The following is a 25,572-nucleotide window of genomic DNA, read 5'->3' on the forward strand; positions in this document are numbered from 1 at the left end:
CCCAACCCCCTCATTCCACCAAATAGAGGTCTTTTCCCGCCAGCAAATCGCTGGCGAGGTAGAAGAGAAAAGTGGCGTAGAGCAGCAGAATGGCGGGAGCCAACGCCTGCGCATCGCGGAAGAAACCGGCAATAGTGGCCTCCAACACGGCGCGAAACGGCCAGAACAAGATGTTGACGAGGCGGTCGATCACGTCCGATCCGCTGCCGTGAAACCAGTTGGCCGCGCGCTGGAAGAAATCAACCAGGTTGAAGCTGCCGCGAATCAGGAGCCAGTTGGCAATGCCGGCAAACCGGTTTCCTAGCCAGTCGGTCAACTCCGCACTGTAACTTTGCAGAAAAAGAAGTACCAGCAGTGTGCCAAAAACCGTTGAGCGTGACCAGCCTACCGATACCAGATCGGAAGCGTGCAGCGCCAGCACCGCAATTAGCGTATTCAGCGCCAGCCACAGCGGCGGAATATCCAGCAGACGCCCCCATGTCAGCTCCGTGCCCCCAACCTGCCACACCACCAATGCCATCAGCACCTGCACGCCCGTGGCAAACAGCACTGAGCTGAGCAGAACGGACGTAAGATACTCCACCCGGCTGGGCAGGCGAGAGAACATGGTGTAGCTCTCCGCGCGATGCGCGCGCGTGGCGTTGGCCAGCGTCACCAGAAAAGTAAACCCGCCGCCAAACGCCCCCAGCACAAGAATGAAGTAATCCACGTCCGGCGTGCGCTGGCCGGGGGCAAACAGGACGATGTAGTAAGCCAGAGCCACCAGGAGAAAAATCAGTCCGGTTAGCGAGAAAAGCAAGCTGCGATGTAGATAGCGGCTGAGCGTGAGAATGCGTCCGATCATTGCACGGCCTCCGCGTAAATTTCCGCCAGCGTGACGCGCCGCTGGTCCACCTGGACAATGTCGTAGCCCGCACTGAGGAGTATGCTCATCACCTGGCGGCGCAGGCGAATGGCTTCGTTATTCAAAATCAGTTCCATGGGGTGCGTTTCGATGTCTGTGTGCAGGCTTTGCATCAACGGATGCAGCGGTGTCAGGTCCTGGGTGGTGCGAATGGTGGCGTGGGGACGCTCGGCCAGGGCGTTCTCCATGCTATTTTCGTAATGAATCTGTCCCTGGTTGAGAATGATCAGGTGACTGCAAACGGCGGTGACTTCGTGTAGTTGATGGGAGCTGAGGAGGATGGTTTTGCCGGCATCTCGCAAAGCGCGAATGTGCCTCTGAATATCCGCCTGGCCTTCCGGGTCTAATCCGTTGGACGGCTCGTCCAGCAGCAGGAGTGGCGGATCCCCGATTAACGCCTGCGCCAAGCCCAAACGCTGGCGCATTCCCTTCGAGCAATCCTTAATGCGCTTGTTGGCCGCCCCCAGCAGATTAACCTGCTCCAGACTGCGCCTGATTGTGCGCTCCGCGTCGGCCCCGGTGATATTGCAGAGGCCGGCAATCAGGCGCAAATACTCGGTGACCCGCATCTTGTTGGGATAGAGGAGGCGCTCAGGCTTGTAGCCCATGCCTGGCCAGACTCCATTGGCGGCCACAATCGTGCCGGCATCGGGCTGCAAAATGCCGGCAATGAGCTTAAAGAGCGTTGTCTTGCCTGCGCCATTTGGCCCCAACACCCCTAACACTTCGCCTGCGCGGACCTGAAGCGAAACACTGTTCAGTGCCGTGAGCATGTAGTACCGCTTGGTGACTTGCTGCAATTGAATCACAATTCTTCCTGCGATGTGGTGTAATAAATCCGTGCGCCGGGCAGGTTGTCTGCTTGACCATAATCATCCCGTCTGGCGCACGCTAGTTTACCACAGCCGCCGACCCTGGCAACGGTTCGCCCGTCGCGCCATTCCTGGTTATACTTGCAACCATTGCCGGGTACGCAAGAGGGCGCGAGCCAAGATGAATTCTTTGGGAAGAGGAAACCGCCTGTGTCAGATTCAGTCACGGACGTTCCGGCGCGGCTGCGTCCGCGTACGGCGACGATAATCTACAACCCGCTGGCAGGTCCATCGGAATTGATGCAAACGTTGCATGAGGCTGCCGGCATCTGGCGGGCGCGTGGGTGGCGTGTCAACGAGCAATCAACCCAATACGCGGGACATGCGCGCCAACTGGCTCGCGCCGCCGCCCGGCAAGGGGAACATCTCGTTTTTGCCGCAGGCGGCGATGGCACGTTGGGGGAGGTGGCTGATGGCCTGGTGGATAGCGAAACAATCCTGGCCCCGTTACCTGCCGGCACCGGCAACTCGCTCGCCAAAGAACTGCACATGCCCCGCCCCTCGCTTCTCAATCCCAATCACCTCCTGGAGGCCGCCGCCAGCCTGGCCGCCGGCGTCGTACACCGCATTGACGTAGGGCTGTGCGACCAGGGCCACCACTGGCTGCTTTGGGCCAGCGTCGGCGTGGATAGCTACCTGGTAGATAACATGGAACCGCGCTCCAAACTGGTGAAACGGCTGGGACCATTTGGTTACGTGGGGCAGGCGTTGCTGGCCGCGCCCGGTTACACCCAAACGCGCATTCGCGTGACGGTCGATGACCGCACGATCGAGGACGATTTCCTCATGGCCACCATTTGTAACTGCCGCCGCTACGCGGGGGGGGAACTGCTGCTCAATCCGGGGGGCAAACTGGATGATGGTCAGTTTGAGGTGTGGCTGTTTCGCGGCCAGGGATTGACCACGATGTTGTCCATGGTGATGCAGATTCGCACGGGGCAGCACTTGCTGAACCCGGCGATTCAGATGTTGACGGGAAAGCAAGTGCGGGTGGAGACGGAACAGGTTCTGGCTTTTCACACGGATGGCGACCCTGCCGGCAAATCCCCCTTCCAATGCCAGATTAAGCCGGCCGCTCTGCGCCTGCTCGTGCCCGACACCGCGCCGTTGGGCTTGTTTCAGCACGCGGGAGAACCGCTCATCTAAGCCTCGCCATCCGCGAAATCGCCCATTTCCGCCTGCGGCAGCGCCCGCCGCAAATCCTCGGATCGGATGATAACGGTCGTGCCGCGCACGCCTGAGCCAATAGACACCTCCGCGAAAGCAAAGACGCTGTTGTCCACCAGAATACGCAGCGGTCCGGGCAAACCAAACGGCGCAACCGCGCCCCGTTGGTAGCCGGTCACCCGCAATACTTCCTCCTGACTGGCCATCGAGAGACGCGACTGACCCAGATAACCCCGCAGCGCCCGCCAGGAAACCTGCCGCTCCCCGGCAATCAGCACCATGACGTACTCCGCCACCGTCACGCGAAACAGGATACTGCGCACGATCTGGTCCGGTTGCTGACCCCGCTCCGCGGCAGCCTGCGCTAATGAATGCACAGGGCCGGAATGGCGAAAGAGGCGGTGGGCTATGTCATGTTCGGTCAGGTAGAGGGAAACAGGGGGAAGCTCGGTCATAGGCTGCTTGTGGGTGGTTGCGCGAAGCAATGGCCCGAAGACGGGCACAAGCGCATGGAAAGGCGCACTGTTCCCGGAAAAGAAAATAGGGCAATGAATGCCATTGCCCTACTCTAAAGCGGGTAACGGGAATCGAACCCGTACCAACAGCTTGGGAAGCTGTTGCGCTACCTTTACGCCATACCCGCGTCATGACGACGACCAGCGTGATTATATGCGGGGTGATGGGGTGCGTCAAGTCATGATGGCCCGGTTTCCGTGGCGTGGCGCGCGCTCTCGCGGTGGGCGGCGACGACCAGTGCCAGCAGCAGCCACCAGAGAAAACCCGGCCTGGCCCCCAAGGAAATGGCGTCAATGAGGCCGAAAAGCCAACTCCCGGCCAACGCGCCGCACAAGGCCAGGATGAGGGCGCGCAGCGGCAGAGCGGTGGCGGGGGCGCGTTGCCAACTCTGCCAGAGCAGCACGCCGCTGGTCAGCCACAGGGCGAGGTAGGCCGTCATGCCCATGAAGCCCAGGTCCAGGCCCGCCTGCAAAAGTTGGTTGTGGGCGTGCCCCAGGTCAATTTCCGGGCTGATCAGGAACAGCGGGTAGAGGGTGTGCACAACGACGCGGAAGCCGTTCATGCTGATGCCCGTGAGCGGAAAATCCCGCAGCGCGTAAATCGCGCGCGTCCAGATTTCCATGCGGCCAGCCCAGGAAAGCGAGATTTCCGCTTGCTGTGCTGCTCCTTTCAGCGTGGCGTTCAGGATCACGATGAGGGTAATGGCTGCGCCGGTGAGGATAACGCCCATTAGGAGCCGACGTCTTCCGCGGATACGCCGTATTCCCTGAGATTGGATGGTGAATATCAGGAGTAGGGCCAGGGCGGCGCTGAGGATACCGGCGCGTGATCGGGTGGCGAGGAGGAGGGCGGCGGTGGCGGCCAGCGGCAGGAGGAGAATGAGCCACGGTATTCGTCGTCGCTCGTGCCAGAAGCCGATCCATAGTCCAAAGGCGAAGGGGAGCAGCCAATCCAGGATACCCGCCAGTTCATTGGGGTTGACGAGGCCGCGACTGCCGGCATTTTCCAGGCCGCCGGGGAGCCATGTTTTCAGGCGGTCCAGCGGGGCCGCTACGCCTGTCCAGTGCACGCCAAACAGCCCGAACAGAGCCATACTGCCGCCCGCGAGAAGGAAAATGCCGGCAATGCCGGCAACATAGCGTGGTCCGCGACGGGCATAACTGTCGGCAACGAAAAATAGCGTGATGCCGACGAGTAAACCGGCGATCTTGGGGAAACTGAGCGTGATGTCAAAGGTGACGGTAAAACTGAGGAGAAGGGCGAGCAGGAGTAGGAGCAGGGTGAGGTTAAAGGGCGTTGCCGGCAGGAAATCTGGCCGGTGTAGGCGGCGCAGCAGGAACAGCAGCGGCAATACGACCAGGGCGAGGCTGCTAACCGGTGTAGGAAAAAGCAGCGCCACTACCACCGGCAGCATGATCAACCCTTCCCAACGATGAACCCAGACCGCAAAGCGAACCATCATTGCCTTCCGTTAGAAGCGCGGCTTCCAAGCCGCGGGATTCCCGCCATACTATTGCCGTAACTACTAACGCTCTCTGGAGATTGGACCAATTTCGCCGGAGAAAATTGGTCCAATCTGGTTTAGCAGTTACCTGTTGCCAACGTTACTTGCGCGCTCTGCATTTATCCTTATAATTTCCCTACCGTAGACCCTATGTTAAAAAATTGGGTGAGCTAGAGCCTGATCTTACCTTTGGGTAAATGCCGGCATAAACACGTCTACCACACTTCCAACAACCGACCCTAGAGCGATCGCAAACTCGCGTAGCAGCAGCGAGAAGTGAGGCAAAACCAAAAATGCGGCAGGCACATGTCTTATTGATTGAGGGAAGACGCGCCGGAGAGAATTCTCTGGCCCTTTCCCTGCGCAAAGTTGGCTTGCAGGTGACGGTCTGCCACACTTCCACGGCGGCACTGCATGTCTTTCCCAACGACGCCCCCAATCTCATCATCTATGACGCTGCCACCATGCGCTCCAATGGTGCGCGTACCTGCCGCCGTTTGTGCCGCAAATGGGAAACCGTGCCCATCATTCACTGTCGGCTGAATGGGGAAGCGGAACCCACGGACGCCGAGGCGGACGTGTATCTGGAACAGCCCTACACGTCACGCAAACTGCTCAATCGCATTCGGGCGCTGCTACCCGTTGACCCACAGCGCGAAGAGATTGTTCGCGTGGGGCCTTTCACGCTTTATCGGCATAAACGGTCAATTAACATTGCCGGGCAGGGAGAACAGCGACTGACGCCCAAACTTGCTCACCTAATAGAAGCGTTTCTGCGACACCCTGCTGAGGTTCTGGACCGCCGCACGTTGATGGCGACGGTGTGGAAAACGGATTATATTGGCGACACACGCACCCTTGACGTGCATATTCGTTGGGTGCGGGAGCTAATTGAAACCGACCCCGCCGCACCACAATTGCTGACAACTGTTCGCGGCGTTGGTTACGTGTTCAACCCGCAAGTCTTGTTGACGACATCCGACTCCCGAACGGGCATGCCTTGATCGGGCGAGAAGAGGGTGACGCTCCCTTCGCCGCCCCTGGCAGTGATACGAACCAGGTAAAAGCGGGAAACACAAAAAACACCATTCACTGGAATGGTGTTTTTCACGTTTCGGAGGGAACAGAAGTCGCGGACGTTAGTTTGCGGCTTTGCGCGCGGTTGCCAGAGCCTGCATCAAGCGACCCTTGCGCCGGTCCGCGTTGCTTTTGTGAATAACGCCCTTGCGCGCGGCCTTGTCTAACATGCTGGCAGCGGCGCGGGACATCTGTTCCGCTTCATCCAGCCGCCCTTCGGCAATCAACTGGCGTGTCTTCTTGACATAGGTGCGGGCGGAAGCGCGAAAATGCCGATTGTAGACGCGACGGCGTTCTGAGGAACGAATTCGTTTTTTTGCGGATTTAATGTTTGCCAACTTGGTTTCTCCATAACAGTCTTATTTACACGTCACTGTTTGGGCGTGAGAGCGAATGAATGATAGCATATTCCGTGGAATTGTAAAGCGCTTTGTCACTACTAACGCTCTCTGGAAATTGGTCCAATCTGGCGGGCGCATTCGTCACGAACGGAAATTAGATAAGACAACGAAGTTGTTTCCTTACCGTTCCTTCAAACTGACGATGCCATTCCGTACTTTATTTCATTTCATCGTCAGTCCTTAGTAACCGTTCGGAGTTAACCTCGCGGAGATTGGTTCAATCTCTGCAAATCACCAAGTTGTTTTTGAACGTTTACTTAGCAGTTACCAAGTGGCAAGGATTTGCACGACGTTCCCGCCAGATTTTCACCCCGGCTAATTGACATAATCCTTGTCACGGTTTGTCCGGCCTATTGGCGCGTTCCTTTACAAGATGAGTGAATTTGGTATAATTCCTGCCCAATTGGACAGCATTCCAACATCTGCCGCTGATTTCAGCGGTTTTCCCTTTTTATGAGCGAGATTTAGATGACAACAACAAAACCTAAACCCTATCTGTTGACATCTGACGGGCTGCGTCGCCTGACCGATGAGCTAAATCGGCTGCGCACTGAAGGGCGCGAGGCCGTGGCGGAGCGTCTGCGCCGCGCATTTGCGGATGGTCAGGATGATGATTTTGTGGATAACGCGGAATTGGAAGCAGCCCGCCATGAGCAGTCATTTCTGGAAGGTCGTATTTTGGAATTGGAGCAGATTCTTTCCAATTACCAGATCATTGACCACATGGAGATGGCTCACGATAGTGTGCGCGTGGGTGACTGGGTGACTGTGGTCGAGGTGGGGACGACGGAAACTGAGCGGTATATGATCGTTGGCGCGGCGGAGGCGGACCCGGCTGCGGGGCGCATTTCCAATGAAAGCCCGTTGGGCAAATCCCTGCTAGGTAAAAAGAAAGGGGATGAGGTCGTGATTGTCGCGCCGCGTGGGCAGATGAAGTTCCGTGTGGTGGAAATCGGTTGACGCCGTTTTGCACCTGCGTAGGAGAGGTCTAGCCCGTGCCCCGCACGGGCTTTTTGTTGGAAAGAGGAGAGATTATGCTCTGGGAACCGAATACATTGGAGATACGTCGGTTGGAGAAGTTGGAGGAGTGGCGAAATGCCGGCACTAATCCCTTTCCCCTGCGCGCATCCCGAACCCACACGACGGCTGCCGCCATCGCCCAATACCTGGCCCGCGAAAACGAAAACGCCGCCGACAACGATTCCCTTCCCGCCACCCTATGCGGCCGCGTCATCAGCAGCCGTGATATGGGGAGAACGGTCTTTGCCCATATTGAAGACGGTTTAGGTCGCATCCAACTATTCCTGCGTCGCAACGACCTGGGGGATGAATCCCACCTCATGTTCCGCAAACTGGTTGACCTGGGCGACTTCGTGCAGGCCAGCGGTGAACTATTCCGCACGCGCATGGGCGAAGTCAGTCTGCGCGTCACCGATTGGACCATCTTGAGTAAAGCCATCAGCCCGCTGCCTGTTGTCAAGGAACAGGAAGTAGACGGGCAAATCGTGCGCTACAGCGCCTTCGCCGACGTTGAGGAGCGTTTCCGCCAGCGTTACGCCGACCTGGCCGTGAACGCGGAAACGCGCGATGTGTTCCGCACGCGGGCGCGCCTGATTCAAGCTCTGCGCCGCTTCCTCGATGAAAACGACTTCCTGGAAGTAGAGACACCCGTATTGCAGCCGCTGTATGGCGGCGCGGCGGCGCGTCCCTTCACCAGCTACCACAACCAGTTAAAGCAAGAGCTTTACCTGCGCATTTCCTTTGAACTCTACCTGAAGCGGTTGCTGGTGGGCGGTTATGAGCGTGTTTATGAGATCGGGCGTGATTTCCGTAACGAGGGCGTGGATGCCACGCACAATCCAGAATTCACGCAGCTTGAGTTCTATGCCGCTTACTGGGATTATCACGACGTGATGGATTTTACGGAGCGAATGCTGGCCTATGTGGCCGAGGCGATTGTGGGCAAACCGGAAGTGATGTACCAGGGGCAGGTGATTGACCTCAGGGGACCGTGGCGGCGTGTGACCATGCGTGAGGCTATTCGGGAATATGCCGGCATCGACTACATGGCTTATCCCACGGCGGCGGCCCTCGGTCCGGCAATAAAGGCGATTGGCGGGCACGCGCCCCCGGACGCCAGTTGGGGCAAACTCGTCGATGGCTTGCTGGGCGATTTTGTCCAACCCAAACTGGTTCAGCCGACGTTTGTCACCGAATATCCACGGGATATTTCCCCGCTGGCGAAGGCGATCCCCGGCGACCCAATGCATGTGGAGCGTTTTGAGTACTTTATTGCCGGCATGGAAATGGGCAACGCCTTCACCGAACTGAACGACCCCCTCGATCAGCGGCAGCGGTTCGAGGACATGCAGCGTCTCTATCGCCCCGGCGACGAAGAAGCTCATCCCATCGACGAAGACTACCTGCGCGCCATGCGCTACGGCATGCCGCCCAACGGGGGCTTCGGCACGGGCGTAGACAGACTGGCAATGCTGTTCACCGACAAGACCACCATCCGCGAAGTCCTGCTCTTTCCTCATTTGCGCCCGCGCGACGATTGACATCCGCCGCAACGGTCGCTATAATGCCCACCATCAAAGTAAAAACGCAGCGTGCGCGCTGCGCGCAAATACCTTGATGGAGACAAGTACAGCCTTTTCATTTGCAGAGAGTCAGCGGTTGGTGTGAGCTGATAATGAATAGACTGGAAATCCACTCCTGAGTAGCTTGCCGAGAAAGCGACTGTTTGACACAGTGCCGCGCAAGGCAAGTCGGGTACGCCCGTTATCGCGTTGAGAGACTGTTTGAGTTCGCGGCATCAGCGGCGGCGAGACAGTGAAACCAGGTGGCACCACGAAGCCCCTTCGTCCTGGCGATGAAGGGGCTTTTTACGTTTGTGGGCAATACACGCCGCAACGTCTCTTGGCTCGTTCACCCGTAGTCCGATTTTCCAAATCGGACAACCATCCGTAGTCCGATTTTCCAAATCGGACAACCCTTTCCTTGAGGGTTCGTGCAAAATCAACTTCGGATTATCCGACAAGCAAGAACCCTTCCGGCGCATCCGTCATTTCCAATCTTCAATACGGATGCGCCCTAATCTGATTTTCCAAATGGGAAATTCGCCCAATAAGTAATTTTGGAAGGAGAAGATGATGCTGGACATAGAATTGATACGTCAGGAAACAGAAAAAGTGAAAAAAGGCGTGGCCGACCGCAATGACAACGCCCCTATTGATGAATTGCTGGGCAATGATGAGCGGCGGCGCAAACTGATTCAGGAAGTGGAAGAACTGCGCCGGCAGCGCAATGAAAGCTCGAAGCAAATTGGTCGCTGGATGGGCAGCCTGAAGAAAATGGAGGCGGACCTGCGCCGCGCGGAAGCAGCCCAAGATGTGGAACAAGCCACCATGCTGCAAACACAGGTCAACAGCCTGCAATTTAACGCGGATGAGGCCAAAGACGAGACACGCCGCATCGGCGACCAGATTGCGGCGCTGGACGAGGAACTGCGCCAGGTGGAGGGGGAACTGCGAGAGCAGATGCTGTGGGTCCCCAATATTCCGCACGCCAGCGTCCCCGTTGGCCCGGACGAGTCGTACAACGTGCATCACGAGCCGCAAGGGGCCGCGGAACCGGCCTTTGCTTTCACGCCCCGGCCGCATTGGGACCTGGGGCCGCAGTTGGACATCATCGACTTTGAGCGTGGTGTGCGTCTCAGCGGCAGCCGCTTTTATTTGCTGAAGGGGTGGGGGGCGCGGTTGCAGCGTGGCCTGATCCAATTCATGCTAGACTATCATGTGCGGCAACATGGCTACACGGAAATCTATCCCCCGTTTATTGTGCGTTCAGCTATGTTTGAGGCCGCGGGACAACTACCCAAGTTTTATGACAACATTTACCGCGACGCGGAAGAGGATTTTATGCTGCTGGGCACGGCGGAGATCGCGCTGACGAATCTGCATCGGGATGAAATCCTGAGTGAAGAGAACCTGCCGTGTAAGTATGTGGCGTACACGCCTTGTTTCCGCCGCGAGAAGATGAGTGCCGGCAAAGATGTGCGCGGCATCAAGCGTGGACACCAGTTCGACAAGGTGGAAATGTATCAGTTCACCCGCCCGGAAGACAGCTTCGAGGCATTGGAAGACATGCTGCAACATGGCCTGGACATCTGTCGTGCCCTCGGTTTTCGTTATCGCGTGGTGGAACTGGCAACGGGTGACCTGGGCTTTGCTTCCACCAAGACGTATGACATTGAGATTTGGGCAGCCGGCTGCCAGGAGTGGCTGGAAGTTAGCTCGGCCAGCAACTGCCTCGACTTCCAGGCGCGGCGAGCGGGCGCGCGCTATCGTCAGGCGGGCAATGGTCGTGTGCAGTTCATGCACACGCTGAATGCCAGCGGGCTGGCCCTGCCCCGTGTCATGATCACCATTCTGGAGAATAACCAGCGGGAAGATGGCAGCGTAGTCATACCGGAGGCGCTGCGTCCCTACGTCGGCGCCGAGATCATTCCCGCGCCTGCCGGCAATTAACGGAGAAAGGGTAACGGCTAAACCTGTTATTAGATTGGTTCATTCTCCCAGAATGAACCAATCTTGGGAAGAGCAAAATTCTGGGCGGTTACTACAAAATGACTGACCGCTCATTCGTTGCGGGTTTAATAATGGGGGGGAGCCACGGGAACAGACCAGAGTTCTTCATAGAGGGCCAGCATCCGCTCGACGATGATGTCCCAGTCGTATTGCTGGGCGTAGGCGTGTGCCTGGATGCCCAGACGCTCACGGCATTCCGTGTCTGTGAGCAAGGTGTAGATACGTTCGGCCAGCGCTTCGGGGTCGCGGGAGGGGACGTGGAAACCTGTTTCGCCGTCGCGGACGAGGAAGGCCAGCCCACCGACTTCGGAGGCGATGACGGGCGTGCCCATGGCCATGGCCTCCAGGGCGACCATGCCGAAGCTCTCGTAGTGGGAGGGCATGACGACCATTTCGGCGGCGGCGTAGTAGTAGGGAAGTTCGTCCTGGTCTTTGGAGCCGAGGAAAGTGACCAGATCGTGGATGCCCAGTTTGTGACGTAGTTCTTGCAGGCGGGCCATTTCCGCGTCCGGCGTGTCTGCCCATGGGTCGCCGCCGATGATGGAGACGCAGACGTTGCGGACGACTTGCGGGTAGTGTCGTTGCAGCATGGCCATGGCGCAGAGGAGGGTGTCGATGCCTTTGAGGGGTTCGATTCTGCCGGCAAAAATGATATTCTTATCAGCCAGCGGAATCCCGATATGCTCTTTCGCCAGAGTTGTCGGCAGCAGCCGGAATCGCTGCAAATCCACGCCCGGCGGAATCACCCTGACTTTGTTCTTGTCCGCGTCATAGAGCCAGAAAAGCTGCGCTTCCTCTGCCGGCGTCGCCGCAACGATACGGTCGGCAATCTCCTGGATGATGCGTGTTTCGCCGTCAATTCGTGCCTGCGGCGCGCGTTCACTGTCGCTGCCGGCAATTCGGTTTTTCATATGCCCCAGCGTATGGAACATTTGCACGATGGGAATGTGCCACCCCCATGCTTGCCGCAATCCGTCTGCTACCAGCCCGGATAGCCAATAGTGGCTGTGGATGAGATCATAGGTGATGCCTTGTTCGGCGGCAAAAGCGACCACGCCGGCCACAAATTCATCCAGATAGTTGCTCACCTCAATCACGGGGATCGGTTTTTCCGGTCCGGCGGGGATGTGGATCACGCGCGCGCCGTAACCGAGATCATGCTTAATCATCGGCTGGCAGTCGTCCTGCGAGCGGGTGAACACGTCTACCAGGATGCCCTGCTGCCCCAATACGCGGCTGAAATCGCGCACGTAGACATTCATGCCGCCTGTTTTTTTGCCGCCCAGGGTTGCCAGGGGGCAGGTATGGACGCTGAGCATGGCGACGCGGCGGGGAGCGGGGGGAGGCGGCGCGGCAGGCTGGTCGGTCATCTTACTCCTTTTGCAGCACCAGGCGGTGGATTTCCGTGTCTTTGGCGCCAAAGCGGTATTTATACGCTTCATCGCCGCGCAGGAAGTCGAAGATGGCGAAGCCATCGGCAATGCTCATTTCGATGGCGCGCGCCGTCAGTACCACGCCGGCGCTGAGCCAGGCGAAATTGTCGGGATCAAGGCCGGAATTGTAGACCCAGATGCGGTCTTTGTAGGCGAAATTGAAGAGGGCGGCGGCTTTCTGGCCTTCGATAATCAGGAAGAGGAGTTGCAGTGTGCCGTTTTGCAGCGCGGCGGCGGCAACTTCGTGAAAAACGGCGCGGCGACCATCGTTGAGCCAGGCGTGTTTTTCGGGGGTGCTTTTTTGCAGCAGGTCGAGGAAGTCGTTGACTTCGGCGGCAATGTCCGCGCCGGGCTGGACGTGGTGGATGATGACTTCGGCGCCGTCCGCGCGGCGGAGTTTGCGGCGCAGTTCGTGCCGTTGTTTTTTGTCGAGGGTGTCCAGGTAGGCGTCGAAGGTGGGGGGGAGTTGGATGATGGGGCAGACTTCGTGGATGTGGGTGGAGAAGGCGAGGTTGTGGCGAGCGGCGAGTTGGGGAAGAATGGCGCGGGTGGGCGAAGATGCCGGCACATTACACAACTCCAATGTGTGCCAGGACGGAAAATCATCGCTCATCAGACAATCCATCACCGCCGTCCACACCGCTTCCGCCCGCGCGGCGGGCGCGATCAGGTCCAGGTAATCCGTCTCTTCTACGCAGCCGTTGAAATGGACCACGCCATCTATCACGTAAAAAGTGGCAATGCCCGCCAGCGCGCCCTCTTCATCGCGCGCGGCAATCGTGTGCAGGTCGCTGGGGGCGAGGTGTTGCCACCAGGCGCGTTGGTAGGCCAGCGTCTGGAAAGGTGTATCCGTCATGCTTTGCCCGACGAGCGCATCCCATTCCTCCGCCAATTGCGTGAAGGCTTGCATATTGTGCAATTGTTCAGTTTTCAACATGGTTCCGTAAATGAAAGGGCGACGCACATGGAAGATGCGTCGCCCTTTGTAGATTTTCTCTAACGGCGGCGACGTTTGGCTTTGCGCTGTCCGGCGGTGGCGCTCTGGTTCTGCTGTCCGTTGCTGCCGGCACTTGTGCCGGCAGAAGCGGCCATGTCCTGGCGCATATGACAGTTCTTGTATTTCTTGCCACTGCCGCACGGGCAGGGATCGTTGCGTCCTACTTTGGGCATTTCGCGTCGTAGTTCGACGCCGCGCCCCTTGCCGCGCTGTACCACTTCGTAGCCCGATTGATTGAGCTGCATTTTGGCGGCGGCGGCGGCTTGTTGCTGGCGGATAAATTCCTGATGCGCGGAGATTTCGCGGAAGAAGCGTTCGGCGACACCCGTGTCGATGTTGTTGCGCATATCGGCGAACATCTGGTAGGAGCGGCGCTTGTATTCGACTTTGGGGTCGCGCTGGGCAATGGCTTCCAGACCGATTTCGCGGCGCAGGTCGTCCATGGCCGTGAGGTAGTCGCGCCATTCGCGGTCGATGGCGCTGAGGAGGAGCAGGCGCTGGTAGTTGTCGTATTCCTGCGCGCCGATAATCTGCTTCCATTTATCGCGTTGCAGGGCCACATAGCTGGTGAGGGCGACGACCATCTGTTCGCTGTCCAGAGCGGAGACGCTTTCCATGAGCAGTTCGCGCAGGGCGGTGTTGATCTGGTCGCGGAAGCGTTCTTGCTGGCCACGCAGGAGTTCGGCGGTGACACCTTCGACTTTGAACTGGGCGAAGGCGTGATTGATTTTTTCCTCGGCGCGATGCCAAATGCCGGCACGATCCACCGCCTCCGTCTGTTCCGCCAGGAATTCGTCAAACAATGCGTTCACCTGCGCCAGGAAATCGACGCGCATCCGCTCCCGCGCTTCCAGATGCCCCGAACGGCGCGTCGCCAGCACACCGCCCACGTTGGGCACGGGCGGAACCAGCGGAATGAAGCGACCAATCGCCTGTAAGAATTGCAGCAGGTTGGTCCCTTCGCGGATGTTTTCTTCCGCCAATATCGTGATACGTTCCGCCAGCCGCGTCGTCCGCAGCCGCGCCAGTTCCTCACGATCCAGGTCAATGACCTGGGGCAACAGACCACGTAGACGCATGATCACGCCGTTGATGTTGGTGGAGTCCGTGGCCTCGGTGGTGTAATCGACAATCGCGCGGTCCACTTCGCCACGGACGAAGCCAACATAATCATCCAGATAATTGGCGGCGAGTTCGGCCATTTTGCCGGCAAAGGCGCTGTCCACCTTCTCTCCCAAATCATGCGCCTCGCCCATCAGAATCTCACGCCGTTCGTTGTAGATAGCCTGGCGTTGCTTATTCATCACGTCGTCGTATTCGACCACGTTCTTGCGAATGTCGAAGTTATACCCTTCGATGCGCTCCTGCGAGCTTTCGATCAGACGATCAAGCATACCGCTTTCAATGGGCACGTCTTCGGGGATGTTCGTACGTGACATGAAATTCTTCAGGCGTTCGCCGCCAAACCGCTTCATCAGGTCGTCTTCCAGAGAGAGGAAGAAGCGGGAACTGCCCGGGTCGCCCTGGCGCGCCGCGCGCCCGCGAAGCTGGTTATCAATGCGGCGGGATTCATGCCGTTCGGAGCCAATCACGTGCAGGCCGCCAAGTTGCCACACTTCTTCGCGCTCCTTTTCCGCCCGCCCCTTCACTTGCAGCACACGGTCGATCAGGTCCGGAGTCAACCCGACTACTTGTTGGACCAGCTGCCGCGCATAGGTCAGATCGTCGCTGAGGACGGTGCGTATCAACGCGGCACGTCCGTTATAATGCTCCTCGAAAGCCTGTTCGGCCAGGAATTGGGCCTGCTGTTGTGGGTCTTTGCTGGCGGCCTGGTAGCGCGTGTACAGTTCCGTGAGGCGCGTGGCGTCCTCGACCATGGACACATCTTTACCGAGGCCATCCAGATATTCGCGCGCCTGGCGCGTCTGATTTGTACGCACAAGGCGGAGAATGTTGAGTGCCTGGTTGTAATCGACGCTGTACTGGTCACGCAGGGTGCGTGCCAGGTAGCCGACAACCTGGACTTCTTCAATTTCGCCGAGGGCGGCGTCGAATTCCGCTTTGATTCTGATCAGTTCGTCGAGGAGCGCGGGATCAAGTTTGGGGTGTTTTTGCGCATAGCCGCGCGCAGATTCTTCCCCCTCCGTTAACCAGCGCACTGCCAATTGCGTCATCAGCGCCCGGTCGAACAACTCTTCTTCCAGGGTTTCCGCGGCCAGTCCTTCGGGGTTGCCGCCAAGCAAGATGTCCGTACCACGACCGGCCATGTTCGTGGAAATGGTCACGGCCCCTTTGCGACCCGCCTGAGCCACGACAAGGGCCTCCGACTGGTTGCGCTTGGCGTTGAGGACGTTATGGGGAATGCCGGCACGGCGCAAGTAGCGGTCGATGACTTCCGAATGTTCCACGGAAGTCGTGCCGACAAGAATGGGGCGCCCCATCTCGTAATAATGCTTGATTTCGGTGATGATGGCGTTATCTTTGGCGTCTACCGTGCCGTAGACCTGGTCGGGGAAGTCGGTGCGTTTGAAGAAGATGGGGGTGTCGGCGCTTTCTGGTTTCGTGTAGTAAACCTCATCGACGTTCTCCGCCTTGCGTTTGCGTTCGACCAGTCCCATGGCATTGGTGTCTACAATGTACTGCACGTTGGTGGGAAGGGCGGTGACTTCCAGATCGTAGATTTCGCCGAATTCTTCCGCATCGGTGACGGCGGTCCCGGTCATGCCGGCAAGTTTGTCATACAAACGGAAGTAATTCTGCAGCGTGATCGTGGCAATCGTCACGTTTTCCCGCCGCACCTGCACCCCTTCCTTCGCCTCAATCGCCTCGTGCAGACCATCCGAATAACGGCGTCCGGGCATGAGGCGGCCTGTGAAATCGTCAACGATAATCACTTCGCCGTTTTGCACCACATACTCGTGATCCCGGTGGAACAGATACTCCGCCTTCAGGGCATTATCCGCGTAATACGTCAACTGGTAGAAGCGCGGATCATAGAGACTGTCGCCGGCATCAACGTCAATTTCCGGGATACGGCTTTCCAGGCGGGCAATACCCAACTCCGTCAGCGTGATGCTCTTGCTCTTTTCGTCAATATCATAATCGCCGGTTGGCTCTTCCCCTTCCTCCGCCGTATTGCGGCGCAGCCCGCGCGCATATTGCGCAAAGCGCACGTATTCCTGCCCACTGGTGCTGGCCGGACCGGAGATGATCAGGGGGGTGCGCGCCTCGTCAATGAGGATGTTGTCTACTTCGTCAATGACGGCGTAATGCAGTTCACGTTGTACCAGGTCCTTTGGATCGGAGACCAGGTTGTCGCGCAGGTAGTCGAAACCGAACTCACTGCTGATGCCGTAGGTCACGTCTGCCTGGTAGGCTTCGGTGCGGGTACAGGGCCGCCAGTGTACCAGGCGCTCGTCTTCCAACTGCGTGCCCGGCGTCACGTATTCAGGATCGTACAGCGCGGAGAAATTCTGCGGGCCGATGCACCCCACGCTCAGGCCGAGCAGATGGAGGATTTTGCCCATCCAGCCGCCGTCGCGGCGGGCCAGGTATTCGTTGACCGTGACGAGATGGACGCCTTTGCCGCTGAGGGCGTTCAGGTAGAGGGGAAGCGTGGCGACGAGCGTTTTACCTTCACCCGTACGCATTTCCACGACCTGTCCCTGGTGCAGCAGATAGCCGCCAATGACCTGCACATCGTAGTGGCGCATCCCCGTCGTGCGGATCGAAGCCACGCGGACCAGCGCGAATGCTTCCGCCAGGATGTCGTCCAGCTCCTCACCGGCGGCCAGCCGTTCCTTAAAGCGAGCGGTTTGCTGCCGTAGTTCGTCGTCGCTTTGGTTGAGAAAGGTTTGTTCGAAGGTCTCCACGGCCTCCGTCATGGGCATCATGCCGTTGATAAGGCGTTTGTTGGGGTCGCCGACGATTTTGCTGACAAGTTTCTTAAACATATTTCACCTCAAAACGTCCGTTGTCGTGTGTAGCTTACGCAAATTCCGCCTCTGGCGCAACGTCAGCGGGGCGGATTTAATCTACGACCAATGACGCGGACGTTTTCGTTGTCAGGGACCTTCTGGGAAGCTCGAAGCTTCCCGGAAGATGACCTTCCAGGGAGCTATGAGCCTCCTGGAAGGTGGTTGATACCTATTCGTTAAATAATTGCCCAACGCTGCGCCCTTCGTGTGAACGCTGGATGACTTCGCCCAGCAGTTGGGCGACGCTGAGGACCGTGCAGTTGGGGAGCCGCTTTTCGGGGGGGATGGGCAGGGTGTCGGTGGTGATGTATTCTTGCACGGGCAAGTCGCGCAGCCGTTCCGTAGCCGGATCGGAAAGGACGGGGTGGGTGAAGGCGACGTAGACGTTGTTGCCGCCGTAATCCTTGACGACGTTGACGGCCTGGGCCATGGAACCGGCGGTGTCCACCAGATCGTCGATGATGATTACGTCTCGGTTGCGCACGTCCCCGATAAGTCCGAGGGCTTCCCGTTTGAGCAGGTCGTTGGCAATGCGGCGTTTTTCCACGAAGGCGATGGAGGCGTGCAGCATGTCGGCGTATTTGCGGCCCATTTTGGCGAAGCCGAGGTCTGTGGTGACGATAACGGGATCGACGAGGTTTTTCTCTTTCAGGTAGTCGGTGATGATATAGCGGGCGGTGAGGTGGTCGCCGGGGATTTTGTAGAAGCCTTGAATCTGGCCGGCGTGCAGGTCAATGGTCATCCAGCGGTCCGCGCCGGCAACTTCTATCATGTCCGCCAGCAGTCGCGCCGTGATGGGCACGCGCGGGAGCGTCTTCTGATCGCTTTGGGAATAGGCCAGATAGGGAGCAACGAGGGTGATTCTGCCGGCACTATCCCGGTTCACGCAGTCAATGGCAATCAATGTCTCCATGATGTTCGTATGCACCGGCTGCGAATGGCTCTGGATGATGAACACATCCTGCCCGCGCACACTTTCCTTCAGTTGTATCCAGATATTCTTGTTCGGAAACTGGATGATGTCCCAATCCCCCAGCGTCAGGCCCAGGTAGTTGGCAATCCGCCGCGCCAGCTCCGGGCAACCGGAGCCGGCCAGCAACTTGATTTCGCCATACGTACGTGTTGTCATGGTATGGATTCCTGTCGGACACAAACGAATGATGTCGCGGATAAAGCGCTTCGGGATGAAACGGGCGGCTCACACTAGGTGTTCAGGTGTGCGTAGAGCCGCGCTACGGCAGCATAGGGGTCGATTTCGCGGGCGGCAATGGCGGCAATAAGCTGCTGCCGCTGCGATTCGGGCACAACGGCGGCCAGATGGGCCATGAAGCGGGCTTGCAGCAGTTGGTCCACTTCCTGGCGGCTGCGTTCCTGCTCGCGCACGCGCCATTCGCCGCTGCTGCGCAGGTAGGCCCGGTGTTGCTGAATGCCATCAACGAGATGCGAGATGCCGGCACCTTCCGTGGCGACGGTTTCAAAGAGCGTTGTTTCCCAGCGGTGGCGCTCTGTTTCGGGGCCATTGTGGTTTGGTCCGGGCACGGTCATGCGTTGGCCGTGGTGGCGGATTTCGTAGGTGGCGCGGGTGCCGGTGGGGTTGAGGTGCAGCATCATGCGCAGCGCCTTGACGGTACTTTCCTTGCTGGGGCGGTCGGCTTTGTTGACAACGAGGATGTCGGCGATTTCCAGGATGCCGGCTTTGATGGTCTGGATTTCGTCGCCCATGCCGGGGGCTTCGATGACGAGGACGGTGTGGGCGGTGCTGGCGATGTCTACTTCGGCCTGTCCCGCACCGACGGTTTCCACGAGGATGATGTCGAAGCCGGCGGCGTCGAGGACTTTGACGACGGCGGCGGTGGCTTCGGCCAGCCCGCCCAGTTGTCCACGGGAGGCCATGCTGCGGATGAAAATGCCGGCATCTCCCGCCAAATCCCTCATGCGCACCCGGTCGCCCAGCAGCGCCCCACCCGTGAACGGGCTGCTGGGGTCAACGGCAACGATACCCACTTGCAGCGGCTGTCCTGCGTCACTTTGGCGCGCGCGAAACGTTTTCGCCAGTTCGTTGACGAGCGTGCTTTTCCCGGAGCCGGGGGAACCGGTGATGCCCACGATGTGGGCGCGCCCCGTGTGCGTGTAGAGGGCGCGGACGGCGGCTTCGGCTCCTTCTCGGCTGCGTTCCACGAGGGTGATGGCGCGGGCAAGGGCGCGACGGTTGCCCTGGCGCACACCGGCGATGAGCGCGTCGTTGATTTGATTATCCTTCACCGAGTACACGCTCCCGAATGGTCCGCACGATGTCTTCGGTGCTGGCTCCTGGACCAAAAATGTCCGCGACGCCCTGTTCGTGCATCAAGGGCCAATCGTCGTTGGGGATGATGCCGCCGAGAAAGACGGGGACGTCTTCCATGTCGTTGGCGCGCAGCAGGTCCATGATGGCGGGCACGAGCGTTATGTGCGCGCCGGACAACATGCTCAGACCGATCACGTCTACGTCTTCTTGCAAGGCGGCTTCGACGACCATCTGCGGTGTTTGGCGCAGACCGGTGTAGATAACTTCCATGCCGGCATCGCGCAGCGCCCGCGCAATCACTTTTGCGCCACGATCATGTCCGTCCAGGCCAGGCTTGGCGATCAGGACACGGATTTTACGTTCTTCCATACACTTAACCCTCTTCCAGTTATGCATTGCTGTTGGGAAATGGATCCGCAACCGTGGCGTTGCCGCCAGCGCGGACGCCTCATTATACCGATTGTAGGAGGGTTTTACGAGTTAGAAGCGTGTTGGAAAATGGGGAGATTGGCGAGGATTTTAGGAAGGGGGGGCGGAAATGCCGGCATTCACCAACACGCGCGTCATCTTCACCACATCCCTGCTGCGCATCAACGTCTCCCCCACCAGCACCGCATCCACCCCCATATCCCGCATCGTGCGCACATCGTCCGCCGTCTTCAGCCCACTTTCCGCCACCACCGCAACCGCCGGCGGAATCATCTTTCGCAAACGCGCCGTGTTGTCGAAATCCACCGCGAACGTCTGCAAATTTCGATTATTGACGCCGATGATCCGCGGCTCCCATTGTAGCGCCCGCGCCAGTTCCGCTTCCGTATGCACCTCCACGAGCGCCTCCATCCCCAATTCGCGCGCCAATTGCAGCAGCGATCCCAGATCGCCCCCCTCCAACACGGCGGCAATCAGCAGCACCGCATCCGCCCCCGCCGCCCGCGCCTCATACAGTTGATACGGATGAAAAATAAAGTCCTTCCGCAGCACGGGAATCCCCCGCGCCCGCCGAGGGTCTTTCTTATCGGGAATCAGCCGCCCCGGCGCGCGCAACGCTTCTTTGACCGCGCTCAAATCGGCCAATGAACCCTGGAAATGCCGGCCATCCGTCAGCACGGAAATCGCCCGCGCCCCGCCGCGCACATACGTTTCCGCGATCTCCGCCGCGTCATAACGCGGTGCAATCAACCCTCTGCTCGGCGAAGCCTTCTTGCACTCGGCAATCAGCGACACCCCCGGCGCCTTCACCGCCGCCAGGAAATCCAGCGGCGGCGTGGCCAGCCCCACCACCGCCCGCAAGTCCGCCAGTGGCACTTCCCGCATCGTCTTCGGCAATTGCTGCCGATGGTACATCATGATCTCGTCGAGGATCGTTCCCCGTCGTTTAGCCTGATTACTCACACTCATCAAAGCAGTTCCTTTGGAAATAGTGGTTAGTGGGAAGTGAAAAGTGGACAGAAACGCCACTTCAGCGGGCTACCGCTGAAGCCGACACGCCAACCATCGTCATTACCCATTCACCAATTCACAATGGGTGTCACTGAAAAAACCGGGTTTTTCGATTGTCCGACTGAAATTACCAGAGTGGTTCACGTGTAAAAACCCGGTTTTTGGCCTTTTTTCAGTAGAGTCATTGTTTGCTGGAATTCGCCGAATTGTCCTCCGCCGTGAAGGGACAATTTAGGCAAATTGTCCTACGGCGCAGGCAGCCTGAGCAACCTATTTGAAACACACCCATTCACAATTCAACAATTAATTACTGGACTCTGGCGTTTTTGGCGTGGAGGCTTCAGCCGGTCCACATATGGGGGTTGACCCGGCTAAAGCCTCGACTCCGATCACCCTATGTGGAATTCGCCAAACCCCAGTTAATTATTATTCCTCCGTTCCAGGACATAAATGCGCGGGCGCAGATTGCCGCGCCGCAGGGGAATACGCCGCAAGACCCGCCATGAATTTTCCTGCTGCGCCAGCGTTTGTTCCGTCACCTGCACCATATGCGTGATCAGCACGAAACGCGCGCCGGGGCGCGCCAGACGCGCGGCGGAGGCGAATACGCGCTCGTAAAGCGTGGGCAGGTTCGCCGCTTCACCGACCAATTGCCCCCAGGGCAGGTCGGCGACGATGGCGTCAAACGCGCCCGCCGCCAGTGCGGCGGCGCCGTCATCCTGCCGCATCAGCGAAGCGTACGCGCCCGCCGCCGCCAAATTCGCCCGCGCCAGTTGCAAATGCGCCGCGTCCAGGTCCGTGCCCACCGCCAGCGCCGCCGGCGCAGTCAGCAATCGTTCCACCAGCAACGTGCCGGAGCCGCAGGTGAGGTTAAGGAACCGGTCTGTGGCTTGCGGCTGCGTCAGGTCTACCATCAGCGCCGCCACCGGACCGCCGAGCGCCCCTTCCATGTCGCGTACGCGCCAGAATCGCGTACTGAGCGGGCGCGGCGTCAACCGCACCAGCATGTCCCAGCCGCCCACCGCGCTTGCCGCCGGTCGCAGGCGCAGCCACAGATCGCCCGCCGTCTCGTCCAGCGTTAGCCCGGTGTCCGCCGCCAGTTGCTGCTGCAATCGTCGCAAGATGGTTGACTGTCGCCCCGCCGCACTGACGTGACAGGTGCGAAAGGCGCGCGGCGGATGCAGGGCGCGCACCGCGGCAATGAGGCGCAACAGTTTGTGCCAATGCTGATGCCCCAACAGCGCTTTGGGGCGAGGGATAGGGAAATGGGCCGCCAGATAGACCGCATTGACCAGCCGTAAATCCTGGCAGCGCCGCCAATCGCCGCCATAGGCGAAGCGGATCGCCTCGGCATCCTGGTCGGGTAGCAGGCGCATGGACGCGCCCAACCGCCGCCGCAGTTCCGCCTCGGCGAATGGCTTCATCCCGTGCATGACTTCCGCTTCGAAAACGGCTGTTTCCGCCTCGCCGCTGCTTGACGTGGACGCGCGTTTAGCCGCGGAAGCTGTTCGTTTTGGCAATCCACTGCTCCAGTTTGGCGATGGCCGCGCCGCTGTCAATCGCCGCGCGCGCTTCTGCCAGACCCGCCTCCCAATCGTTGCATTCCAGGCTGAGGGCAGCGGCGGCGTTGAGCAGCACAATGTCGCGGCGGGGTCCCTGGTCTTTGCCGCTGAGGATGTCGCGCGTGATCTGGGCGTTGTCCGCCGGCGTACCGCCTACCAGGTCGGCAATCGTGGCGCGCGGCAAGCCAAACTGCGTCAGGGGGTCCAGGGTGAAGGTGGTCACTTCCCCTTGCCAGAGGCGGCTGACGCGGTTGGGACCGGTGTTGGAGAGTTCATCCAGGCCATCCGCGCCATGCACGACGAAGGCGGCCTTTGTGCCCAGTTCCCCCAACACGCGGGCCAGCGGCTCTGTCCAGCGCGGGTCAAACACACCGATGACCTGGTGCGTGGCTCCCGCCGGATTGGTGAGGGGGCCCAGCAGGTTGAAGATGGTGCGCTGCCCCAGTTCGCGTCTGGGTCCGATGGCGTGGCGCATGGCCGGGTGGTGTTTGATGGCGTAGAGAAAGCCGATACCGACTTCGGCCATACACGCGGCGACTTGCGTGGCGTTCAGGTCCAGGTTGCCGCCCAATGCCATGAGGACATCGGCGGAGCCGCTGCGGCTGCTGGCGGCGCGGTTGCCGTGCTTGGCGACTCTGACGCCGTGGGCGGCGACGACGAAAGCGGCGGTGGTGGAGATGTTGAAGGTGTGTTTGCCGTCGCCGCCTGTGCCGCAGGTGTCCACGATCATCTCATCGGGGTTGTGGTGGAGAGGGACGCTGACGACGTGGGCGCGCATGGCGGCGGCGCTGCCGGCAATTTCCGCCACCGTTTCCCCCTTCATCCGCAGCGCCGTGAGGTAACTGCCAATCTGCGCCGCCGTCGCCTCCCCGTCCATGATCACGTTCATGGCCGCTTCCGCTTCCGCGAAGCTCAAATCCTCTCCATTGATGACGCTGGCAATAGCTGATTTCAAGGGCATGTCAAACTCCATTCTAGTCTAGTGGCGGATAAGATTGGGCACGGATGCCGCGGATTTCGACGATGGCGGGGGCCTGAATCCGCTTCCTATTATAGACGCCCGTCGAGGAAGTTTTGCAGGATGCGCTTGCCGTGTTCCGTGAGAATGCTCTCCGGGTGGAATTGGACGCCGACGACGGGGTACTGTTTGTGCCGCAGCCCCATGATTTCGCCGTCGCGGGTGAAGGCGGTGACTTCCAGCACGTCGGGGATGGGTTCTTCCACGATGAGTGAATGGTAGCGGGTGGCTTTGAAGGGGCTGGGCACACCGTTGAAGAGGCCGCGTCCTTTGTGGTAGATGGAGGATGTTTTGCCGTGCATGAGGCGGGGGGCGCGGGCGACGGTTCCGCCATAAACGGCGCCCATGCACTGGTGGCCGAGGCAGACGCCCAGGATGGGTGTGTGGGGGCCGAACTGGTGGATGACCTGGTTGGAAATGCCGGCATCATCCGGGTCGCCCGGTCCAGGACTGATGACTATTTGCGTGGGAGAGAGGGCGGTAATCTCCTCCAGCGTTATCTGGTCGTTGCGGGCTACGTGGATCTCCGCGCCCAGTTCGCCCAGATATTGCACCAGGTTATAGGTGAAGGAATCGTAGTTGTCGATGACGAGGATCATGTGTCACCTCTTGGAGAGTGGCGAGTGGCGAGTGGCGAGTGGCGAGTGGCGGGGGGCGAGTGGCGAGGGGGTGCGCCGTTTGGTTGCCTCTTGAATGATGGGACGTGCGGTTTTGTATGCATCCGCGTTTTTCCGCGTCCTATACTTTTGGAGGGAGGACGAGGCCCATGATGCGCTTCATTTCCGCCAGTTTGGGCATGGCGATGGCGCGCGCCTGTTCCGCGCCGCGTAGCAGCAGCCGATCCAGTTCGGCGGGATCGCGCATCAGCTCGTGATAACGCTGTTGGATGGGGGCCAGGGTGTCCACGACGACTTCCGCCACCTGCTTCTTCAGGTCGCCGTAGCCGCGCGCATGGGCAAAGTCGGCCAGCACGTCCGCCTCGCTCTTTCCCGTGATCGCTTTGTAGATGCCGAGCAGATTGTTGACGCCTGCCTTTTCCGGGTCATCGGAGAAGGCGATTTCGTTGCCCGAATCGGTCACGGCGCGCTTGATGGAGCGCGTGATTTCCTTCGGATCGTCCAGCAGGCGCACGGCATGGCCGCGCACGTGGGCGTAGCTTTTGGACATCTTCACACCGGGGTCGTCTAGCCCCATCACGCGCGCGCCCACCTCCGGTATTTTTGGCTCGGGCACGACGAAGAACTCCTCTTCGTAGAAGCTGTTGAATCGCTGGGCGATGTCGCGGGCCAGTTCGACATGCTGCTTCTGGTCGTCGCCGACGGGGACTTCGTGCGCGTCGTAGAGGAGGATGTCGCCGGCCATGAGGACGGGGTAATCGAGGAGGCCGGTGAGGACGCTTTCCTGCCGCGCCGATTTGTCTTTATACTGGGTCATGCGTTGCAGCCAGCCCAGCGGGGTGACGCAGTTGAGGAGCCAACAGGCTTCGGCGTGGGCGGTGACGTGGCTTTGGATGAAGAGGGTGCTTTGGTCGGGGTTAATGCCGGCAGCCAGCAGGACTGCTGCCAGAGATCGTGTCTGAAAACGCAGCTCCGCCGGGTCCTGCGGCACGGTCAGGCTGTGCAAATCCACCACGCAGAAGAAGTTGACCTTTTCCCCCTGCTGCCGCACCCAATTACGCACCGCGCCCAGGTAGTTGCCCAGATGGATATTTCCCGTTGGTTGAATTCCGCTAAAAACGATTTTTTTGTTCATGGCTTTTTTAGTTGATAGTTGACGGTTGATAGTTGGTGGTTGGTGGCGTCACTTGCCACTTGCCCCTCGCCCC

At 59.3% G+C, this 25,572-nt stretch carries 21 protein-coding genes, 1 tRNA gene, 2 pseudogenes and 1 other annotated feature; of the genes and pseudogenes, 5 read left to right on the forward strand and 19 right to left on the reverse strand.

Features of this window, described 5'->3' with window-relative positions; translation table 11 throughout:
- Positions 1–10: 10 nt before the first annotated feature.
- Positions 11–844, reverse strand: a complete 834-nt coding sequence (locus H6650_06770; protein ID MCB8951702.1) for a hypothetical protein — start codon at positions 842–844, stop codon at positions 11–13.
- On the reverse strand, positions 841–1,713 hold the full coding sequence (locus H6650_06775) for an ABC transporter ATP-binding protein (protein MCB8951703.1): 873 nt from the start codon (positions 1,711–1,713) through the stop codon (positions 841–843). The genes H6650_06770 and H6650_06775 overlap by 4 nt, the downstream gene beginning before the upstream one ends.
- Before the next feature lie 213 nt (positions 1,714–1,926).
- Here H6650_06775 and H6650_06780 point away from each other — a divergent pair, with 213 nt between their 5' ends.
- On the forward strand, positions 1,927–2,922 hold the full coding sequence (locus H6650_06780; protein ID MCB8951704.1) for a diacylglycerol kinase family lipid kinase: 996 nt from the start codon (positions 1,927–1,929) through the stop codon (positions 2,920–2,922).
- Here the strand turns inward: H6650_06780 and H6650_06785 are convergent.
- The 3 genes from H6650_06785 to H6650_06795 form a co-directional block, all read right to left on the reverse strand.
- A complete protein-coding gene (locus tag H6650_06785) occupies positions 2,919–3,398 on the reverse strand; it encodes a YbaK/EbsC family protein (GenBank protein ID MCB8951705.1) in 480 nt (159 codons plus the stop codon). The two genes, H6650_06780 and H6650_06785, sit on opposite strands and share 4 nt — an antisense overlap.
- Positions 3,399–3,515: 117 nt before the next feature.
- Positions 3,516–3,586, reverse strand: a tRNA-Gly gene (locus tag H6650_06790).
- Between the two features lie 51 nt (positions 3,587–3,637).
- On the reverse strand, positions 3,638–4,921 hold the full coding sequence (locus H6650_06795) for an O-antigen ligase family protein (protein ID MCB8951706.1): 1,284 nt from the start codon (positions 4,919–4,921) through the stop codon (positions 3,638–3,640).
- 335 nt (positions 4,922–5,256) lie between these two features.
- Between H6650_06795 and H6650_06800 the strand changes: the two genes are divergently transcribed.
- Positions 5,257–5,967: a response regulator transcription factor gene (locus tag H6650_06800; GenBank protein ID MCB8951707.1), complete on the forward strand. Its 711-nt coding sequence runs from the start codon at positions 5,257–5,259 to the stop codon at positions 5,965–5,967.
- A 135-nt stretch (positions 5,968–6,102) separates the two neighbouring features.
- Here the strand turns inward: H6650_06800 and H6650_06805 are convergent, their stop codons facing one another.
- Positions 6,103–6,378: a 30S ribosomal protein S20 gene (locus tag H6650_06805; GenBank protein MCB8951708.1), complete on the reverse strand. Its 276-nt coding sequence runs from the start codon at positions 6,376–6,378 to the stop codon at positions 6,103–6,105.
- Between the two features lie 531 nt (positions 6,379–6,909).
- Between H6650_06805 and greA the strand changes: the two genes are divergently transcribed.
- From greA to serS, 3 genes are all read left to right on the forward strand, one after another.
- Positions 6,910–7,401, forward strand: coding sequence for a transcription elongation factor GreA (greA, locus tag H6650_06810; protein ID MCB8951709.1), 492 nt, complete (start codon positions 6,910–6,912; stop codon positions 7,399–7,401).
- Positions 7,402–7,475: 74 nt separating this feature from the next.
- Positions 7,476–9,002: a lysine--tRNA ligase gene (gene lysS / locus H6650_06815; GenBank protein MCB8951710.1), complete on the forward strand. Its 1,527-nt coding sequence runs from the start codon at positions 7,476–7,478 to the stop codon at positions 9,000–9,002.
- A 64-nt stretch (positions 9,003–9,066) separates the two neighbouring features.
- Positions 9,067–9,316: a binding site (T-box leader), on the forward strand.
- Positions 9,317–9,596: 280 nt separating this feature from the next.
- On the forward strand, positions 9,597–10,973 hold the full coding sequence (serS, locus tag H6650_06820; GenBank protein MCB8951711.1) for a serine--tRNA ligase: 1,377 nt from the start codon (positions 9,597–9,599) through the stop codon (positions 10,971–10,973).
- 125 nt (positions 10,974–11,098) lie between these two features.
- Here the strand turns inward: serS and H6650_06825 are convergent, their stop codons facing one another.
- The 13 genes and pseudogenes from H6650_06825 to trpS all read right to left on the reverse strand — a co-directional run bounded on the left by H6650_06825 (position 11,099) and on the right by trpS (position 25,499).
- The gene (locus H6650_06825) at positions 11,099–12,352 is read right to left on the reverse strand and encodes a glycosyltransferase (GenBank protein ID MCB8951712.1); all 1,254 of its coding nucleotides are present in this window, start codon (positions 12,350–12,352) and stop codon (positions 11,099–11,101) included.
- Positions 12,353–12,404: 52 nt separating this feature from the next.
- Positions 12,405–13,403, reverse strand: a complete 999-nt coding sequence (locus H6650_06830; protein MCB8951713.1) for a GNAT family N-acetyltransferase — start codon at positions 13,401–13,403, stop codon at positions 12,405–12,407.
- A gap of 59 nt (positions 13,404–13,462) precedes the next feature.
- A complete protein-coding gene (locus H6650_06835; protein MCB8951714.1) occupies positions 13,463–13,822 on the reverse strand; it encodes an SEC-C domain-containing protein in 360 nt (119 codons plus the stop codon).
- Positions 13,823–14,686: 864 nt separating this feature from the next.
- A pseudogene (locus tag H6650_06840) lies at positions 14,687–15,730 on the reverse strand (hypothetical protein).
- A 378-nt stretch (positions 15,731–16,108) separates the two neighbouring features.
- Positions 16,109–17,416, reverse strand: a pseudogene (locus H6650_06845) (preprotein translocase subunit SecA).
- Between the two features lie 193 nt (positions 17,417–17,609).
- Positions 17,610–18,569 (reverse strand): ribose-phosphate diphosphokinase, encoded by a 960-nt coding sequence (locus tag H6650_06850; GenBank protein MCB8951715.1) that lies wholly within the window; start codon positions 18,567–18,569, stop codon positions 17,610–17,612.
- Positions 18,570–18,643: 74 nt separating this feature from the next.
- Entirely contained in the window at positions 18,644–19,687 is a 1,044-nt protein-coding gene (meaB, locus tag H6650_06855; GenBank protein ID MCB8951716.1) for a methylmalonyl Co-A mutase-associated GTPase MeaB, read from the reverse strand.
- A gap of 4 nt (positions 19,688–19,691) precedes the next feature.
- A complete protein-coding gene (locus H6650_06860; GenBank protein ID MCB8951717.1) occupies positions 19,692–20,096 on the reverse strand; it encodes a cobalamin B12-binding domain-containing protein in 405 nt (134 codons plus the stop codon).
- A gap of 150 nt (positions 20,097–20,246) precedes the next feature.
- Entirely contained in the window at positions 20,247–21,125 is an 879-nt protein-coding gene (gene trpC, locus H6650_06865; GenBank protein ID MCB8951718.1) for an indole-3-glycerol phosphate synthase TrpC, read from the reverse strand.
- A gap of 461 nt (positions 21,126–21,586) precedes the next feature.
- The gene (locus H6650_06870; GenBank protein MCB8951719.1) at positions 21,587–22,687 is read right to left on the reverse strand and encodes a methyltransferase; all 1,101 of its coding nucleotides are present in this window, start codon (positions 22,685–22,687) and stop codon (positions 21,587–21,589) included.
- Positions 22,659–23,690 carry an anthranilate phosphoribosyltransferase gene (gene trpD / locus H6650_06875; GenBank protein ID MCB8951720.1) on the reverse strand — a complete coding sequence of 344 codons (1,032 nt, stop codon included), beginning with the start codon at positions 23,688–23,690 and terminating at the stop codon, positions 22,659–22,661. The genes H6650_06870 and trpD overlap by 29 nt, the downstream gene beginning before the upstream one ends.
- A gap of 89 nt (positions 23,691–23,779) precedes the next feature.
- Positions 23,780–24,346, reverse strand: coding sequence for an aminodeoxychorismate/anthranilate synthase component II (locus H6650_06880; protein MCB8951721.1), 567 nt, complete (start codon positions 24,344–24,346; stop codon positions 23,780–23,782).
- 139 nt (positions 24,347–24,485) lie between these two features.
- Complete coding sequence (trpS, locus tag H6650_06885) at positions 24,486–25,499, reverse strand: tryptophan--tRNA ligase (protein ID MCB8951722.1); 1,014 nt, start codon at positions 25,497–25,499, stop codon at positions 24,486–24,488.
- Between the last annotated feature and the right edge of the window lie 73 nt (positions 25,500–25,572).

It is taken from the genome of Ardenticatenales bacterium (genome assembly GCA_020634515.1).
Lineage (GTDB): Bacteria > Chloroflexota > Anaerolineae > Promineifilales > Promineifilaceae > JAGVTM01.